This window comes from Escherichia sp. GZ89 (assembly GCF_019366485.1).
Taxonomy (GTDB): Bacteria; Pseudomonadota; Gammaproteobacteria; order Enterobacterales; family Enterobacteriaceae; genus Escherichia; species Escherichia fergusonii.
This window is the reverse complement of record NZ_JAEOHX010000001.1, coordinates 592862-611132: the sequence shown is the minus strand read 5'-3', so window position 1 is coordinate 611132 and position 18271 is coordinate 592862. Positions and strand designations below refer to the sequence as shown.

At 48.0% G+C, this 18271-nt stretch carries 13 protein-coding genes and 2 pseudogenes; 6 read left to right on the top strand and 9 right to left on the bottom strand.

What is annotated here, in order from left to right; all coding sequences use genetic code 11:
• The first annotated feature begins 59 nt into the window (after positions 1-59).
• Positions 60-3962: an ATP-dependent RNA helicase HrpA gene (gene hrpA, locus K0335_RS02960; RefSeq protein WP_219393720.1), complete on the top strand. Its 3903-nt coding sequence runs from the start codon at positions 60-62 to the stop codon at positions 3960-3962.
• A 102-nt stretch (positions 3963-4064) separates the two neighbouring features.
• On the opposite strand, the gene K0335_RS02955 is transcribed toward hrpA, so the two are convergent.
• Both K0335_RS02955 and K0335_RS02950 read right to left on the bottom strand, forming a co-directional pair.
• Complete coding sequence (locus K0335_RS02955; protein WP_223685542.1) at positions 4065-4295, bottom strand: hypothetical protein; 231 nt, start codon at positions 4293-4295, stop codon at positions 4065-4067.
• 67 nt (positions 4296-4362) lie between these two features.
• Positions 4363-4857 carry an SMI1/KNR4 family protein gene (locus K0335_RS02950; protein WP_032302975.1) on the bottom strand — a complete coding sequence of 165 codons (495 nt, stop codon included), beginning with the start codon at positions 4855-4857 and terminating at the stop codon, positions 4363-4365.
• A 196-nt stretch (positions 4858-5053) separates the two neighbouring features.
• Between K0335_RS02950 and K0335_RS22680 the strand changes: the two are divergent.
• Both K0335_RS22680 and K0335_RS02945 read left to right on the top strand, forming a co-directional pair.
• Positions 5054-5131, top strand: a pseudogene (locus tag K0335_RS22680) (hypothetical protein); the annotation flags it as partial.
• Between the two features lie 115 nt (positions 5132-5246).
• A complete protein-coding gene (locus tag K0335_RS02945; RefSeq protein ID WP_104919780.1) occupies positions 5247-6047 on the top strand; it encodes a YdcF family protein in 801 nt (266 codons plus the stop codon).
• Between the two features lie 49 nt (positions 6048-6096).
• Here K0335_RS02945 and gap read toward each other — a convergent pair whose 3' ends face one another.
• Positions 6097-7098 (bottom strand): type I glyceraldehyde-3-phosphate dehydrogenase, encoded by a 1002-nt coding sequence (gap, locus tag K0335_RS02940; protein ID WP_104919779.1) that lies wholly within the window; start codon positions 7096-7098, stop codon positions 6097-6099.
• Positions 7099-7284: 186 nt separating this feature from the next.
• Here gap and cybB point away from each other — a divergent pair, with 186 nt between their 5' ends.
• From cybB to K0335_RS02925, 3 genes are all read left to right on the top strand, one after another.
• On the top strand, positions 7285-7815 hold the full coding sequence (gene cybB, locus K0335_RS02935; protein WP_024256693.1) for a cytochrome b561: 531 nt from the start codon (positions 7285-7287) through the stop codon (positions 7813-7815).
• A gap of 268 nt (positions 7816-8083) precedes the next feature.
• Entirely contained in the window at positions 8084-8359 is a 276-nt protein-coding gene (locus K0335_RS02930) for a metal/formaldehyde-sensitive transcriptional repressor (RefSeq protein WP_001120785.1), read from the top strand.
• 31 nt (positions 8360-8390) lie between these two features.
• Entirely contained in the window at positions 8391-9509 is a 1119-nt protein-coding gene (locus K0335_RS02925; protein WP_000842150.1) for an S-(hydroxymethyl)glutathione dehydrogenase/class III alcohol dehydrogenase, read from the top strand.
• A gap of 57 nt (positions 9510-9566) precedes the next feature.
• Here K0335_RS02925 and dosP read toward each other — a convergent pair whose 3' ends face one another.
• The 6 genes and pseudogenes from dosP to K0335_RS02900 form a co-directional block, all read right to left on the bottom strand.
• Positions 9567-11972: an oxygen-sensing cyclic-di-GMP phosphodiesterase DosP gene (dosP, locus tag K0335_RS02920; RefSeq protein ID WP_000778563.1), complete on the bottom strand. Its 2406-nt coding sequence runs from the start codon at positions 11970-11972 to the stop codon at positions 9567-9569.
• A gap of 24 nt (positions 11973-11996) precedes the next feature.
• Entirely contained in the window at positions 11997-13379 is a 1383-nt protein-coding gene (locus K0335_RS02915; RefSeq protein WP_219393719.1) for a diguanylate cyclase, read from the bottom strand.
• Between the two features lie 207 nt (positions 13380-13586).
• Complete coding sequence (locus tag K0335_RS02910; protein ID WP_000350416.1) at positions 13587-14906, bottom strand: glycoside hydrolase family 10 protein; 1320 nt, start codon at positions 14904-14906, stop codon at positions 13587-13589.
• Between the two features lie 141 nt (positions 14907-15047).
• Positions 15048-16583 carry an acid resistance gamma-aminobutyrate antiporter GadC gene (gene gadC, locus K0335_RS02905; protein WP_000246032.1) on the bottom strand — a complete coding sequence of 512 codons (1536 nt, stop codon included), beginning with the start codon at positions 16581-16583 and terminating at the stop codon, positions 15048-15050.
• A 21-nt stretch (positions 16584-16604) separates the two neighbouring features.
• Positions 16605-16729, bottom strand: a pseudogene (locus K0335_RS22405) (glutaminase); the annotation flags it as partial.
• A 38-nt stretch (positions 16730-16767) separates the two neighbouring features.
• On the bottom strand, positions 16768-18168 hold the full coding sequence (locus K0335_RS02900) for a glutamate decarboxylase (RefSeq protein ID WP_000358832.1): 1401 nt from the start codon (positions 18166-18168) through the stop codon (positions 16768-16770).
• Positions 18169-18271 lie beyond the last annotated feature (103 nt).

The following is an 18271-nucleotide window of genomic DNA, read 5'->3' as shown; positions in this document are numbered from 1 at the left end:
TACTCTATATCTATCATTTAAAAGAAAATTAATCAGGCAGCCTGCTGCCCACTAACGTTATGACAGAACAACAAAAATTGACCTTTACGGCCTTGCAGCAACGGTTGGATTCGCTGATGCTGCGTGACAGACTGCGTTTTTCCCGCCGTCTGCACGGCGTGAAGAAGGTTAAAAATCCTGATGCACAACAGGCCATTTTCCAGGAGATGGCGAAAGAGATTGACCAGGCGGCAAGGAAAGTCCTGCTGCGTGAAGCAGCACGACCGGAAATCACTTATCCAGACAATTTGCCGGTTAGTCAGAAAAAGCAGGACATTCTCGAAGCAATCCGTGATCACCAGGTGGTGATCGTCGCCGGGGAAACGGGTTCCGGTAAAACGACTCAGTTACCGAAAATCTGTATGGAACTGGGCCGCGGGATTAAAGGGCTGATCGGCCATACCCAGCCGCGTCGTCTGGCGGCACGAACGGTGGCGAACCGGATCGCGGAAGAGCTGAAAACGGAGCCGGGCGGTTGCATCGGCTACAAAGTGCGTTTCAGCGATCACGTCAGTGATAACACGATGGTCAAACTGATGACCGACGGTATCCTGCTGGCAGAGATCCAGCAAGACCGCCTGCTGATGCAGTACGACACTATCATTATTGACGAAGCGCACGAACGTAGCCTGAATATCGATTTTCTCCTCGGTTATTTGAAAGAGTTGCTGCCGCGGCGTCCTGACCTAAAAATCATTATCACTTCCGCGACTATCGACCCGGAACGCTTTTCGCGCCACTTTAATAATGCGCCGATTATCGAAGTCTCCGGTCGTACCTATCCGGTGGAGGTGCGCTATCGCCCGATTGTTGAAGAAGCTGATGACACCGAGCGCGACCAGTTGCAGGCGATTTTTGATGCCGTAGACGAACTGAGCCAGGAAAGCCCTGGCGACATTCTGATTTTTATGAGCGGCGAGCGAGAAATTCGCGATACCGCCGATGCGCTGAACAAGTTGAACTTACGCCATACGGAAATTCTTCCGCTTTATGCACGGCTTTCGAACAGCGAGCAGAACCGCGTCTTCCAGTCGCACAGCGGACGGCGCATTGTGCTGGCGACTAACGTCGCGGAAACGTCGCTGACCGTGCCGGGGATTAAATACGTTATCGACCCAGGTACGGCGCGTATCAGCCGCTACAGCTATCGCACCAAAGTGCAGCGTCTGCCGATTGAGCCCATTTCGCAGGCTTCAGCTAATCAGCGTAAAGGCCGCTGTGGTCGTGTGTCAGAAGGGATCTGTATTCGTCTCTATTCCGAAGACGATTTCCTCTCGCGCCCGGAGTTTACCGATCCGGAGATTCTGCGTACCAACCTGGCCTCGGTTATTTTGCAGATGACCGCGCTGGGGCTGGGCGATATCGCTGCGTTCCCGTTTGTAGAAGCGCCGGATAAACGCAATATCCAGGATGGCGTGCGTCTGCTCGAAGAGCTGGGCGCGATCACCACTGATGAACAGGCCAGCGCCTATAAACTGACGCCGCTCGGTCGCCAGCTCTCGCAACTGCCAGTCGATCCTCGTCTGGCGCGAATGGTGCTGGAAGCGCAGAAACATGGCTGCGTGCGTGAGGTGATGATTATCACTTCCGCGCTCTCTATTCAGGACCCGCGAGAGCGGCCAATGGACAAGCAGCAGGCATCGGACGAAAAACATCGTCGCTTTCACGATAAAGAATCCGACTTCCTGGCGTTTGTAAATCTGTGGAATTATCTCGGCGAGCAGCAAAAGGCGCTTTCTTCTAACGCCTTCCGTCGCCTGTGCCGTACTGATTACCTTAACTATCTGCGCGTGCGTGAATGGCAGGATATCTACACTCAGTTGCGCCAGGTGGTGAAAGAACTTGGCATTCCGGTTAACAGCGAACCGGCGGAGTATCGCGAAATTCACATCGCCTTACTGACAGGTTTGCTTTCGCATATCGGCATGAAAGATGCCGATAAACAGGAATATACCGGCGCACGTAACGCGCGTTTCTCCATCTTCCCCGGTTCTGGTTTATTCAAGAAGCCGCCGAAATGGGCAATGGTGGCGGAACTGGTAGAAACCAGCCGCCTGTGGGGGCGCATTGCGGCACGCATCGATCCAGAATGGGTGGAGCCAGTTGCTCAGCATTTGATTAAACGCTCCTACAGCGAACCGCACTGGGAACGGGCGCAGGGCGCGGTGATGGCAACGGAAAAAGTCACCGTTTACGGGTTGCCGATTGTTGCTGCGCGTAAGGTCAACTACAGCCAGATTGATCCTGCGTTGTGCCGTGAACTTTTTATTCGTCACGCGCTGGTGGAAGGTGACTGGCAGACGCGTCACGCATTCTTCCGTGAAAACCTGAAACTACGGGCAGAAGTGGAAGAACTGGAACACAAATCACGTCGCCGCGATATTCTGGTGGATGACGAAACGTTGTTTGAGTTCTACGACCAGCGCATCAGCCATGATGTGATCTCTGCACGACACTTTGATAGTTGGTGGAAAAAAGTCAGCCGCGAAACACCTGATTTGCTCAACTTTGAAAAGAGCATGTTGATCAAAGAAGGGGCGGAAAAAATCAGCAAGCTGGATTACCCGAACTTCTGGCATCAGGGCAATCTCAAGCTGCGTTTAAGCTATCAGTTTGAGCCGGGGGCGGATGCTGACGGTGTGACCGTGCATATTCCGCTGCCGTTACTTAACCAGGTTGAGGAAAGCGGGTTTGAGTGGCAGATCCCAGGCCTGCGCCGTGAACTGGTGATTGCTCTAATCAAATCGTTGCCGAAACCGGTACGGCGTAATTTTGTACCCGCGCCAAACTACGCCGAAGCGTTTTTAGGTCGCGTCACGCCGCAGGAACTGCCGTTGCTCGACAGCCTTGAGCGCGAGCTACGGCGGATGACTGGCGTTACCGTTGATCGCGAAGACTGGCACTGGGATCAGGTGCCCGATCACCTGAAAATCACCTTCCGCGTGGTGGACGACAAAAATAAGAAGCTAAAAGAAGGGCGCTCATTACAGGATCTGAAAGACGCCCTGAAAGGCAAAGTGCAGGAAACGCTTTCCGCCGTTGCCGATGATGGTATTGAGCAAAGCGGGTTACATATCTGGAGCTTCGGTAATTTACCGGATCACTACGAGCAGAAACGTGGCAACTACAAAGTGAAGGCCTGGCCTGCGCTGGTGGATGAGCGTGACAGCGTAGCGATTAAGCTTTTTGATAACCCGCAGGAACAACAGCAGGCTATGTGGTGTGGTTTGCGTCGCTTGCTGCTGCTGAATATTCCGTCGCCAATTAAATATCTGCATGAGAAACTGCCGAACAAAGCGAAGCTTGGTCTCTACTTTAACCCGTACGGTAAAGTGCTGGATCTCATTGACGACTGCATCTCCTGCGGTGTTGATAAGTTGATTGATGAGGCGGGCGGCCCGGTCTGGACGGAAGAAGGCTTTGCTGCGCTTCATGAAAAAGTGCGCGCTGAATTGAACGACACGGTGGTGGATATTGCGAAGCAGGTCGAGCAAATCCTCACAGCGGTGTTCAATATCAACAAACGCCTGAAAGGGCGGGTGGATATGACCATGGCTCTGGGGCTTTCTGACATTAAAGCGCAGATGGGCGGGCTGGTGTATCGCGGTTTTGTCACTGGCAACGGTTTTAAACGGCTGGGCGACACGCTGCGTTATTTACAGGCGATTGAAAAGCGTCTGGAAAAACTGGCGGTTGACCCGCACCGTGACCGTGCTCAGATGCTGAAAGTTGAAAACGTCCAGCAGGCGTGGCAGCAATGGTTCAACAAACTGTCGCCTGCACGTCGTGAGGATGAAGACGTGAAAGAGATCCGCTGGATGATAGAGGAGTTGCGCGTTAGTTACTTCGCTCAACAACTTGGTACGCCTTATCCGATTTCAGATAAGCGTATTTTGCAGGTGATGGAGCAGAATAGCGGTTAACACTGCTATTTGCCTGATAAATCTAAAACCCGGTAAGCATTTAGCGCCGGGTTTTTTCTTTATGAATTCTGAAAAATAGCAAGGGCGGTACTCCTTACGTGCTTATAACAAATCTGCTTGATGAGGACGATATACTGGATACCAAATATTACTGCAACAAAGAACTTCACTATTTTTGTCACAAATAAAAATCGTAATTTCCATATCATCCCAACCGTTAACATCTCTGACGACCATCCATAATGGAACATCAAGGCCGAATGATTTCATACCATCAGGAAAAAATTTAATAGCCGTGGTTTGGTATGCTAACGAGCCATTAAGATTATACATTTTACAATATTTCTCTGCTATAGAATTCACTTTTTTTCAGTAAGAACATGAGTGATAATTTTATTATTCATGATACATGATATTGCTGTAAATAAAGAATCATTTCAACTTGCATTTCCACTAACTCACCAAAATTTTCAAAGCATAACTCACAAGGAAAATCACCAACATCATCGGTAAATATACCAAAATCATGAATTAGAATATAAATTTTTAGGCTGTTGCGGTCAAGAAAAGCGACACTCCCGTCGCCAAAACTGCCAACAGGAAAAGGATCAATGTTGTTCAATGATGGATATTCTTTTTTATACTCTTCCCATTGTTGAAAAAATAGAGGGTAATATCTGTCCAGATCATTCAAAGTATAAATTTGAGGATCGGCAAAATGACATGCGCCAAAATGAGATAATAACTGCCGATAGTCTTTTGGAATATGTGTCGCGTATTTATCCTCAAATAAAAGAAGGTTATCTTCAGTTTCTGGAGCGGTTACGCAACCTGTAAGTCCTGTTGCTTTTACGGCAGGCCAGGCGGTTTCTAAAAGTTGAAATATTTTTTCCATGTATGTTTCTCGACATATAGCATTGTGTTGATGAATAAAAATGGTAATTCGGCACCATAGACAGATAGTAGTTTATAGCTGAGAGCAGATATTATTCAATTAAAATTTAAGGAATTACCACTAATGAGCGTGTTGCAAATGTTCCCCTTGATTGAGAAATATAAGAATGAATATTATATAAATATCACACCAGATTATCTATCATTTAAAAATGATAGAACATTATGTTATTGATGTTTTATCAACAGTTTCTCCGCAAATACAGTATGACTAAAACCAGTGTCTGGTTCGCGATGGCGCGATAGAAAAAGCATCATCTTCCTTTCAGAGTGCTCCGCTTCTCATTATTATCTCACGCAGTATTCTTAAGGGAACGATAAGGAGGAACCATGAACATTACCCCGTTTCCGACGCTTTCGCCGGCAACCATAGATGCCATAAATGTTATCGGTCAGTGGCTGGCGCAGGATGATTTCTCCGGAGAGGAGCCATATCAGGCCGATTGCGTGATCCTTGCAGGCAATGCGGTTATGCCAACTATCGACGCCGCCTGCAAAATTGCCAGGGATCAGCAAATTCCCTTACTAATCAGTGGTGGTATCGGCCATTCCACGACTTTCCTTTATAGCGCCATTGCGCAACATCCCCAATACAACACTATCCGTACCACGGGAAGAGCAGAAGCTACCATCCTGGCGGACATTGCTCATCAGTTCTGGCAAATTCCGCATGAAAAGATCTGGGTAGAGGATCAGTCGACCAACTGTGGTGAAAACGCCCGCTTTAGCGTGGCGCTGATTAGTCAGGCGGCGCAAAATATTCATACGGCGATTGTGGTTCAGGATCCCACAATGCAGCGGAGGACTATGGCAACTTTTCGCCGTGTAACGGGTGATAACCCCGACGCTCCACGCTGGTTGAGCTGCCCAGGCTTTATACCGCAATTGCAGCTTGTTAATACCAGACCCGAGTTTGTGGGTGGGAATAGTGGCATATGGACGGTCGACCGTTATCTGTCTCTACTAACAGGAGAATTACCACGCTTGCATGATGATGAAAATGGCTACGGCCCGCGTGGACGTGATTTCATTGTTCATGTGGAAATTCCACACGAAGTTGAGACAGCCTGGCAAGTGATACAACACGATGAAACACTGATGGATGCGATAAACAGCCGTTCATTACGTTAAGTGGCTAACTCGTTTGCCGGGTAATGCTCTTTATTACCCGGCTTTCGGTTTAAAGCTTGATGAATTTTTCTAAAGTACGCACCAGCTGTGTCACGAATCCATATTCGTTATCGTACCAGGCGACGGTTTTAACCAGTTGTAGATCACCAACTTCCGTGACTTCTGTCTGAGTGGCGTCAAACACTGAGCCAAAATGTGACCCAATCACATCAGAAGAAACAATATCCTCATCGGTATAACCAAAAGACTCATTATGAGTAGTGGCTTTTTTCATAACATCATTCACTTCTTCTACCGTCACTTTTTGGCTCAAAAGTGAAACCAGTTCCGTCACGGAACCCGTTTTTACTGGCACGCGTTGCGCGTGACCTTTCAATTTGCCACTCAGTTCTGGGATCACCAGGCCAATCGCTTTTGCCGCACCGGTGGTGTGGGGAATGATATTTTCTGCCGCCGCTCTCGATGCACGTAAATCTTTACCACGTGGCCCATCAACTAAGGACTGAGTACCGGTATAAGCGTGAATTGTGGTCATTGTTCCCACTTTAATACCAAAGCTGTCATGAAGGGCCTTTGCCATCGGAGCAAGGCAGTTGGTCGTGCATGAGGCAACAGAAATTATGGTATCACTGGCTGCCAGCGTATCTTCATTGACATGATAGACAATGGTTTTCATATCACCAGCGGGCGCGGAAATAAGAACTTTTTTCGCTCCCGCATCCAGATGCGCCTGCGATTTTTCGCCAGATGTGTAAAATCCAGTGCATTCAACGATGGCGTCTGCGCCTTTCGCTTTCCAGGGAATGTTTCTTGCGTCTTTTTCGGCGTAAACAGCAATTTCTTTGCCGTCTACAATTAACGCATCTTCAGTAAAATCAACACTCCATGGAAACTGACCATAGTTAGAGTCATGTTTTAACAGATACGCGAGAATTTTAGGGGAGGTGAGATCGTTAATTGCGACCACTTCCACATCGCTTTTCACTTCCAGTAAACGACGCAATACCAGACGACCGATACGACCAAAACCATTAATGCCAATCTTACTCATGGTGATCTCCTGTCGGGATTGAGAAGGGGGATTTTTCCCTTCCAGGCATAGACCATGATGGCTGGGTGAGCAATGCCACAATGAGCACTAAAGACTAAGTGACTGAACCATTGGGGAGAATAATTAATGAATTTTTAATAAAAGCTGGTTATGTTAGCGTTTTGTTTATTTATTTTGGGAATGTTTATGGGCAATAAGTATTCGGGCCTGCAAATTGGTATCCACTGGCTGGTGTTTTTGTTGGTTATCGTCGCCTACAGCGCTATGGAGTTTCGCGGATTTTTTCCCCGCAGTGATCGCCCACTCATCAATATGATCCATGTTTCTTGTGGCATATCGATTCTGGTATTGATGGTTGCGAGACTGCTGATCAGACTGAAATATCCAGCGCCGCCAATTGTGCCCAAACCGAAGCCGATGCTAACCGGAATGGCACATCTGGGGCATCTGGTGATTTATCTGTTGTTTATTGCCTTGCCGATTATTGGCCTGGTGATGATGTATAACAGGGGGAATCCGTGGTTTGCCTTTGGTATTGAGATGCCTTATGCCGCACAAGCCAATTTTGACCGCGTTGACATGTTAAAAGAGTGGCATGAAACGCTGGCGAATCTTGGTTATTTTGTGATTGGCCTTCACGCAGCTGCCGCGTTGATGCATCACTACTTCTGGAAAGATAATACGCTGCTACGCATGATGCCGCGTAAGCGTACCTGATCGCTAATAAAACGCCTGCACCTAACCAGACCCGTGGTGCAGGCGAAGCATACGGGTCTACATCGGAAGTCGCTATTATATTTATTTGTATGACAAATAAAACCCATCATTAAGTGATTACCGGTTTAATTGCTTGTTATTTAAGCGAATTACCTTTTATTTCATCACTTTCTCAACCGCTGACTATTTTTGTTTGTTTAATGAAATCATTTGTTTTCTGAATGGTAAAAATATTGTTACTATACCCCCTATAGTATCAGGAGGGCATATGCCACATTCAGTTGAAGATAAGAAACGTATTCTGACCCGAGTGCGTCGTATACGTGGACAAGTTGATGCTCTGGAAAGGGCTCTCGAATCTGGCGAGCCGTGCCTGGCAATTTTGCAGCAGATAGCGGCTGTTCGCGGTGCATCGAATGGCTTAATGGGCGAAATGATCGAGATCCACCTGAAAGATGAACTGGTTGGCGGTGAAACAACACCCGATCAACGCGCGGTGAAGATGGCTGAAATCAGCCACTTGCTACGCACTTATCTAAAATAAAATATCACCTTGCATAATGGGGAAGAGACAAATGAAATCACGTGCCGCAGTTGCATTTGGCCCTGGCCAACCACTTTCTATCGTTGAGATTGATGTCGCACCACCAAAAAAAGGTGAAGTGCTGGTTAAAATCACCCATACCGGCGTTTGTCATACAGATGCTTTTACTTTGTCCGGGGATGATCCAGAAGGCGTATTTCCGGCTGTGTTAGGGCACGAAGGCGGGGGAATTGTGGTTGAGGTTGGGGAAGGCGTTACCAGTCTTAAACCTGGCGATCATGTTATTCCGCTATATACCGCAGAGTGCGGAGAATGCAAATTCTGTAAATCAGGCAAGACCAATCTGTGTCAGGCGGTTCGCGCTACTCAGGGAAAAGGGTTGATGCCAGATGGTACGACGCGTTTTTCTTACAATGGTCAGCCGATTTACCACTATATGGGCACCAGTACTTTCAGTGAATATACCGTTTGCGCTGAAATCTCGTTGGCTAAAGTTAATCCGCAAGCCCCTCTGGATAAAGTCTGTTTGCTGGGCTGCGGCGTTACCACAGGCATCGGTGCTGTACATAACACAGCCAAAGTGAAAGCAGGCGATACCGTTGCGGTGTTTGGCCTGGGGGGGATTGGTCTGGCGGTTATCCAGGGGGCCGTGCAGGCAAAGGCCGGGCGGATACTGGCAGTAGATACTAATCCTGAGAAGTTCAAACTGGCAGCTGAAATGGGCGCAACAGATTTCATTAATCCTGGTGATTACGATAAACCGATTCAGGATGTGATTGTTGAACTGACAGATGGTGGCGTCGATTTCAGTTTTGAATGTATTGGCAATGTGAATGTCATGCGCGCGGCGCTGGAGTGCTGCCATAAAGGATGGGGTGAGAGCATTATTATTGGCGTGGCTGGCGCGGGTCAGGAAATCAAAACACGACCATTCCAGTTGGTGACGGGGCGTGTATGGCGTGGCTCAGCTTTTGGTGGGGTCAAAGGTCGTACGCAACTTCCCGGCATGGTTGAAGACGCGATGGCAGGTAAAATTCAACTTGATCCATTTATCACGCATCGCCTGCCGCTGGAAAATATCAACGAAGCCTTTGACCTCATGCATCAAGGAAAATCGATTCGTACGGTGATCCATTTCGGTGATAAATAAGAACCCGCTAGCTTATTTGATCTTCGATATCTTGCCCACCTTTGTGGGCAAGGTGTACTAAGAGTCGATACGCAGAGGAAGCGCCGAAGTCATCCAGCCAGGGATATCTTCGGCGGGTAAGGGCCGGGAAAAAAAGTAACCCTGAATAACCGGGCAACGAATCTCCTGTAACAATTCAAACTGCTCTTTGGTCTCTACACCCTCAGCGACGACCTCAAGATTAAGCCGCTGCCCGATACTGGTAATGGCTTCCAGTAACGAACGAATCCGTTTCTCACTCAGACAGCGATCAACAAAGCTTTTGTCGATTTTAATTTCAGTAACCGGCAAACTTACCAGACGCGATAAGCCAGAAAACCCCGTACCAAAGTCATCTACCGACAAACCAACCCCCATATTACGCAGGATCTGAATTCGGCTCAGAATCTCTTCATTCTGTTCCATCATCATACTTTCAGTGATTTCTACCGTCAGTTGACCGCCGGGTATGGCAAATTCCTCCATGGCTTCTGATACCTGATTTGGCAACTGGCTGCTGCGAAAATGTAATGCTGATAAGTTAACTGATAATGTTGGAATATTAAGCGCAAGGCTGCGCCACTCTGCCAGTTGTCTACAGGCCTCACGTACCACCCAGCGACCGATATTTTCAATTTCGCCAATTTCCTCGGCCAGTGGAATAAAACGTGATGGCGGAACATTACCGTGTTGTGGATCGTTCCAGCGGGCCAACGCTTCAAAACCATACAGTTCGCCTGTCTCTGAGTAGATTTGTGGCTGGTAGACAAGGCGCAACTGATTATTGGCAATGGCTTCTTTTAACGCAGCGCCAAGAATCAACCGTTCTTTTACCATCTGATTCATTGCCGGGTTAAAGAATTGCCAGCTGTTACCGCCGTTTTTGCGAATAAAGTCCATCGCGTTATGTGCGGTCGAGAGTAAGTAATCGCGGTTTTTGCCGACATCGTAGCTGATACCAATGCTAAGAGTGAGGGGGAATACTTTATCGTCGATAAGAACAGGCGGGCTGGAGATGCTTTTTAGTTCATCCGCCATTTGTGTAATCGTGCTGACGTCATTTTCCTGGCTGACCAGCACAAACTGAATGCCTTCTACCCGGCACAAATACTGGTCTGGTTTGAGTTTATCCCGGATACGATGAACTACCTCGAGCACCGCCTGATCGGCCCAGGCATAACCAAGGCTGTCGATCACATCCTGTAAGTTATCAATACTTATGAGATAAACGACAGGGGAAATATCTTTGCCGACCAGTTCGTCGAGATAACTGTGCAGGTTATTGCGATTAGGCAATCCCGTTAACGGATCAAACTGGATAAGTTGTTCAATGTGTTGTCGGCTTTTTTCTTGTTCCAGCGCCAGAGCTGCCAGGTGTTGGCTGATATCAGCTACACGCTCAATAAATCCACTGGTTTCCTGACCTGCAATGGTTTTAATCAGGAGTGTTCCGGCTGGCGCACCGTCACGCTGGCGAATGGTTAGAGACCAGACTTTGGCATTTGTGGTATCAATGTCACGGGAAGACGAGGCCCAGTGCAACGGCACGCTATTACGCAAAGCATAGAGTGAGACGTGGGTATTTCGTAGAATCGATTCAATATTGCGGCAAATAATCTCGCCCATTTCATGAAACGGCGGACTGCTGCACATAGCGGCAAGAATATTTCCTTCCAGTTGGCGAATTTGCCGTTCTTCGGTGATATCAGAAAAGGTCATCACCAGGTTTTGCAGCACCGACATTTTATCGTATACCGGGCTTATAGAGGCCTTGATCCAAATCTTCTCACCGGCGCGAGTTAGCATCAGAAACTCATCCTGATCACGGCCATATTTCCAGAGTAATTGTTTGACCCGTAACCGATTGTCGGAAGGGAGTTCCGGTATATTAAGCAGCTCATCGGGTTGTTTACCCGCAGCTTCGCTTACACAGTGACCGAACATTTCGGTGAATGCACGATTGCACTGAACTATACGGCGCTCGGGATCGAGCACGATCACCGGACGATCAAGATGGTCAACGGCAATAATCAGCAGGCGTGTCTGCTCTTTTTGCGCCACTTCGACACTGGCATCCCTGACTAACGCCAGGTAGAAGATTTTTCCGGCAGCAGTCACTTTTGACAGGGCGAAACGTGTCCAGATTTTGCTGCCATCTTTTTTTTCCAGTTGCAGTTCACGGCTCATTCCTTCAACGCGAGGCTTACCACCTTCACGATTATGGCGAATGTAATCAGGATGGGCAGGGCGCAAATCCTGGGGAATCAACATGGAAATATTATTGCCGATGACTTCTTCCCGCGTGTATCCCCATAATTTTTCCGCCGCCGGGTTAAAGAACAGCACCTCATCGTTTTCATTGATCAGCACCGCGCCCATCATATTTTGTTCAAGGGCGGGAAAGAAAATGCCGTCATCACTATTTTCTGCATCGGTCAGTTTCATGATTACCTCTGCATCCGATGGTATTTAAAGACTTGCTTTCCATAGTTCAACACGATTTCTACCTCGCCTTTTTGCAATATACAGCGCTTCATCCGCCATCTGGATTAAGCGTTCATAATCCGGGTGACCATTAAACATCGCGGCCCCTATTGATAATGAGAGGGGAATATCGTCACCATTGGCCGCTTTCAGTTTCGTTTTTTCTACCCGGCTACGAATGCGCTCGGCAATACGCAGGGTGTCATTTTCGCTGGCTTCGGTAAGGACAATAACAAACTCGTCGCCACCGTAACGAAACACATAATCACTACTGCGGACATTGTCATAAAAGGCCTGAGAGACTTTGCGTAAAATCTCATCCCCCGTGTTATGGCCCCACGTATCATTTATTTCTTTAAATTTATCGACGTCAATGATTAATGTCGAAAGCGGGGTAGACACACGATTAGCGTGGGCTATTTCCCGTTTAAAAATGGTTGGCAAAAAGCGACGATTAAGTAACTTTGTTAGCACATCCATGCCAACTTCATGTTTTGAAACCTCTTCAAATAGCTCGCGTAGCAAAGTAATAATTTGCGAAACAGTATTTCTGATTTGTAATAAAAATTTCACCCGCAGGCTTCTGTTACTCAAATTTTTAGGGTTATTTAGTGTGTGATTAAACACACCGTCAAAATCCTGAATCAGGCGAGAAATATGACCGACTTCGGCAATACCACTAAAATAATGGCGGCCTTTATGGTTAAACCACAAACCAAAGTCAGCCTGACTCAGGGGCAAACTGCTTCCCAGATCTGCATCCAGTAGTACCTTATAAATGATATCGATCTCCCAGGCCAACAGTGCACCAATTTGGCGCTCTTTCTCTTCTTCTGCGTTTTCCAGTAGTGAAAATATGCGATAGTTTTCATCCTCTTTCGCGGCACTGCTGTCACTAAACGAAAATGCGCGCGACATTACTTCCATGGCCAAATCAATACTATTTATAGAAAAGTGATAGATATGGAGTTTTTCCATTGAGCCGTAGTCGGTGGCGTTTATCACCGGGTAGAGCAATTTTTTCAGTACCCGAAATCCCATTTCGACTAATTCCACCGGAATACCAATTCGGGCATGGACTTCGGCTACGGTATGCTGAATTTGTATCAGACGTTCAATATCTTCTACACCGCCTGATAATACGTTAATGATCCATTTTTTCATCGCCGATTTCAGTTGTCTTTCAACCTGTTCATTACTGAGAAACTCTTCGGCGTGGGGATCTGCCCGAACGATACGGTAAAATTCATGACTCAAAGTCAGCGCGTGAGCGGTGGCAATTTCCGATGCTTTTATTCGGATTTCCGGGTCAGTTCTTTCAACCAACGCGACCCACTCATCTTTCATTCTTTTAAAGTACATCTCCATAATGCCCACCCTTACGGTTATACCGTTTTGCGCTCACTGAAAAGACGGGTTGCGTAAGAAACACAACACATAAAAAGAGTGTGAGTAGTTTAATGGTAGATAATTTTATTACTGATGAGTCAGATTATTTATACAGAGTATAGTCTATCCTGTCATCCTGAGATGAAGACCGCCCAGGCAAGGGAAACCCGGGCGGTGAAGGTGGGATTAGCTGCCCCAGCGACTGCGCAGATAGTTCACTGCCTGCTGCGTTTGCGGCTTGTTGAGATAGTCTTCACGAAACAGAATCGTGCCACTGATTTCCGGTACGGTATCGTTAAGGTCGAGCTGTTTTTTCAGTTCAGGAACGCCGCCGTTAACCATCCAGTCAGGTTCTACTTTTGATGGTTCGCCCACCTTATAAAATGCCACTCCGATGTAAAGCCGGGTATTAGTCGGTTTCACTACATCGGCCCACCATTTTGCCAGCACATCATAGCGGGCAGCACTGCGTGAGAAGGGCCAGTAAATTTGTGGGGCGATGTAATCCAACAGACCGAGTTGTACCCAACGGCGAGTGTCGGCATATGACTCATCATAAGCTGCGGCACCGCGCGTATCGGAGCCCATCGGATCATGCGAACGGTTGCGCCAGACACCCGCCGGGCTGACACCAAATTCGACATTGGGGTTAAGTTTTTTAATGGTGCGTGAAACCTGGGTGATCAATTGCTGAGTATTATGCCGCCGCCAGTCTGCCTTTGAAGCAAAACCAGCGCCATATCTGCGAAAGGTATCATTGTCGTTCAGCTTTGAACCGGCAGATTCAGTATAAAAATAGTCATCAAACTGTACGCCATCTACCGGATAACGGGACACCACTTCAGCCACGATGTTGGTTATCCATTGCTGAACTTCGGGAATGCCGGGATCTAACACCAGACGGTCGCCGGATGTTTTTATCCAGTCGCGATGCTGCACATAAACGCTGGCCGGTTGCTGGTTCAGCGTATTATTGAGTTCCCGGATTGTACCTGGTTTGATATTCACAGATACGCGATAGGGGTTAAACCAGGCGTGGACTTTCATTCCGCGCTTATGGGCTTCATCGAGCATAAATTGCAGGGGATCGTAGCCTGGGTCCTGACCAATTTTCCCGGTCATCACATCTGACCAGGGCAGTATTTGCGAGGGCCACAGGGCAGTTGCATCAGGTTTAACCTGGAAGAATACCGTGTTGATCCCAAGACGTTGAAGTTGATCCAGTTTGTTGGTCAATGCTTGCTGCTGTACGTGCATTCGGCTGGTGGGGTTACTGATATTTACCGAGCTAATCGGCGGCCAGTCGAGTCGGGAAACAGTTGCCAGCCAGATACCGCGCATTGGCTGCTGCGAGAGTTGTGTGCTGGCTGGTGGTTGTGTTTTTTGCGCAGGCGTCACCAGAGATGTCGGTGGCGTGCTCTTACAACTGCAAAGAAGAAGCGCCAGAGCAATCAAAGAACATGAGCGCCTGGCGACAAGGGTAACGTTTCGGGAGCAGATATCCATGCCTGATTTCCGGTAAACATATGTGCCGCTCATTCTCGTACTTATCCAGGGTAAGTCAATACAACCAACGGTTACAAAAAAGACGGGAGTGATCAAATTCATCACTCCCGTTCTGGGTTGTGTTACGACACTTAAACAGGGTTAGTGTTTTTTGTTATCGATCACCACATAGTGCGGGGAACGGGCACGTGGGTGCAGGAAGAAATGCCCCTTCGGTGCGTTCTGACTGTTGATAGGTTCCAGTGCCACACCAGTATCCACTTTGTGTTTGCGGTCATGCAGCGCATAGAGGATAAACGGCAGAGCGAGTACCACCAGGAAACTTACTACCAACAATTCAACGTACATATCGGTCGAGTCACCCTGGATGTTATCCGGGGGCAGGAAGGAAACAATGAACGCCATAATTGAAGTCAGCAGACCCACAATCGCGACCACCAGTTTCACACCTTTACCGCCAGGGATATTAAATGTGCGTTTTAAATCAGGGTGTTTAAGAACTAACACAATGTAGCCAATAAACAGCATGAAATAAGCACACAGATAAATTACCACGGTCAACGCCAGCGCGATCAGGAAGGACATGTTGTTACCACCACCTGTATTGGTGAGGATAATCAACGCGATGGAAGTAATTACCAACTGAGAGATAACCAGCGTTACTGGCACGCCATTTTTATTCATTTTGGCGAACGCAGCGGGTAGCAGGTTTTTCTGCGCAGTCACATACATACCGCGAGAAGGGCCAACAATCCAGGAAGCGATTTCCGCCAGAACACCCAGCAGCAGCAGGGCTGAGATGACACGAACTGTCCACTCAATTTCCGGTGCCACATGTGACATCAGAACGGTGAAAGTTTGCATAACACCTGCGGATAAGTTGATTTCATTCCCTGGAATCACCATCGCAATGGACAAACCACCGACAGAGCTTAGGCAGATTGCTGCCACCATCAGCAGTAACATGGCCAGCGGATAGTCTCGCCCTGGGTTGCTCATTTCATTGACGTGGGTTGCGGAAGCTTCTACCCCCATATAACTCAGGATAAAGGCGACAAACACAACCAGCGTGCCAACTTTTGTGAAATCAGGGAAGAAGGTTTTCGCATCCATTTCGATAGCAATCGGCGCACCGGAGTGCAGATAGATTGCCGCTAAGGCGATCAAAATAAATGCAGGCAGCAAGATACCGGCGAAGAAACCAACTTTGGCAATCCGCGCCGTATATTTGGTGCCGCCGAACTGGGTCAATGCCAGCGCCCAAAGAATGATGAGTGCGGCAATGGTTTTCGTGACCGGGTCTTCGTTTAGTGCTGGCCATTTCAGGATGTAGGAGAGCGCCCCTAATACGAAATAGAGCATCGGAATAAAGCCAATTGCGATTTGCAGATAGCCAAAGGAGATAGCTGCAAATCCCCATTTAAGCCCCAGGGTATTTGATACCCATGCGAATACACCACCTTCCTCCCAGCCTTCCACGGTAGCCATTTCAGCAGCACACAGGCCCACGGGAATAAACCACAAAATCCCGCCTAATAGCAGGAAAAAGACTAATGAAAAACCGGAAGTTGCGAAAGTTGGGTATTCATAAACAGCCATAACCATCGACGCCGTAATAGCGAAGAATCCAAGCAATGTTAGCTGCTTAGCTTTACCTGTCTGTACTGATGTAGCCATATTATCCCCCTAAAACGGTTATCCTGTCGGAACCGCACCTGTCTTGTCCTGAACGCCGTTCAGAGCAACATTTTCCATTGCTAATGCCAGTGAACAGACTTTAGAAATTACCCCAGGGCAATGTAGAAATCTGAATCGCCCCGGGAGTTACAGTGATCACTCACGCGCCTGGCGTGTCGCTGTATCAGGTATGTTTAAAGCTGTTCTGTTGTGCAATACCCTGTAATTTCGGATGGTCGCTGAGATATTTCAGGGAGGCTTTGTAGTCTTCCAGCAGCAGTTCAGCGAAGTCCATTTCGAAACCACGGCGGCACATAATGCGCATTACTACTACGTCGGTAGCTTCACCACCGAGGGTAAAGGCAGGGACCTGCCAGCCGCGCAGTCTCAGGCGTTCAGAGAGGTCATACAGGGTATACCCTGGATCTTCCCCATCTTTCAGTTTGAAGCAGACAGCCGGGATACCTTCGTCAGGGCGACCGGTACAGATGAACTCATACGGCCCCAGTTTGGCGATTTCATCCGCAAGGTATGCCGCTACCTGATAAGAGGCGTTCTGCACTTTGGTGTAGCCTTCACGACCAAGACGCAGGAATTCATAGTATTGAGCGATAACCTGACCTGCCGGGCGGGAGAAGTTGATGGCGAAAGTACCGATCTGCCCCCCCAGGTAGTCGACGTTAAATACCAACTCTTGCGGCAGAGCTTCTTCGTCACGCCAGATAACCCAACCGCAGCCCAACGGAGCAAGGCCGAATTTGTGACCCGAACTGCTGATAGATTTCACACGTGGCAGACGGAAATCCCAGACAATATCCGGGGCAACAAACGGTGCGAGGAAACCACCACTGGCGGCATCGATATGCATATCGATATCAATACCGGTATCCGCCTGGAATTTATCCAGTGCATCGTGCAGCGGTTGCGGGAATTCATAGTTACCGGTATAGGTCACACCGAAGGTCGGCACTACGCCGATGGTGTTTTCGTCGCAGGCTTCAATCATGCGCTGCGGATCCATGAATAACTGTCCCGGACGCATAGGGATCTCACGCAACTCTACATCCCAGTAACGGGCAAATTTATGCCAGCAGATTTGTACCGGGCCACAAACCAGGTTGGGTTTGTTCGTTGGTTTGCCAGCAGCTTCCATACGTTTGCGCCAGCGCCATTTCATCGCCATCCCGCCCAACATACAGGCTTCAGAGGAGCCGATGGTGTTGGTGCCTACGGCCTGGCCGTTTTTCGGAGTCGGCGCATGCCATAGATCTGCAACCATATTTACGCAGCGCAGGTCGATAGCGGCTGATTGCGGATACTCTTCTTTATCGATCCAGTTTTTATTGATCGATAAATCCATCAGTTTATGGACATTTTCGTCATCCCAGGTCTGGCAGAAAGTTGCCAGGTTCTGACGGGCGTTACCATCGAGAAATAATTCATCGCTGATAATCTGGAACGCGATATCATCACGCATTTCATGAAGCGGAAAATGTTTTGATTCCGCTACGGTAGAAATGGCTTTAGCGCCAAAACGTGAATCGAGTAGTTCAGAGCGAAAATCCGTTACTTGCTTCTTGTCCATTTTTAACTCCTTAAATGATATGAACGCATGAAAAAAATAGGATTACTCCACAAAACAGGCAAGTAACGGCTAAATAAAAAATTCCTAAATAGAATAAATATCT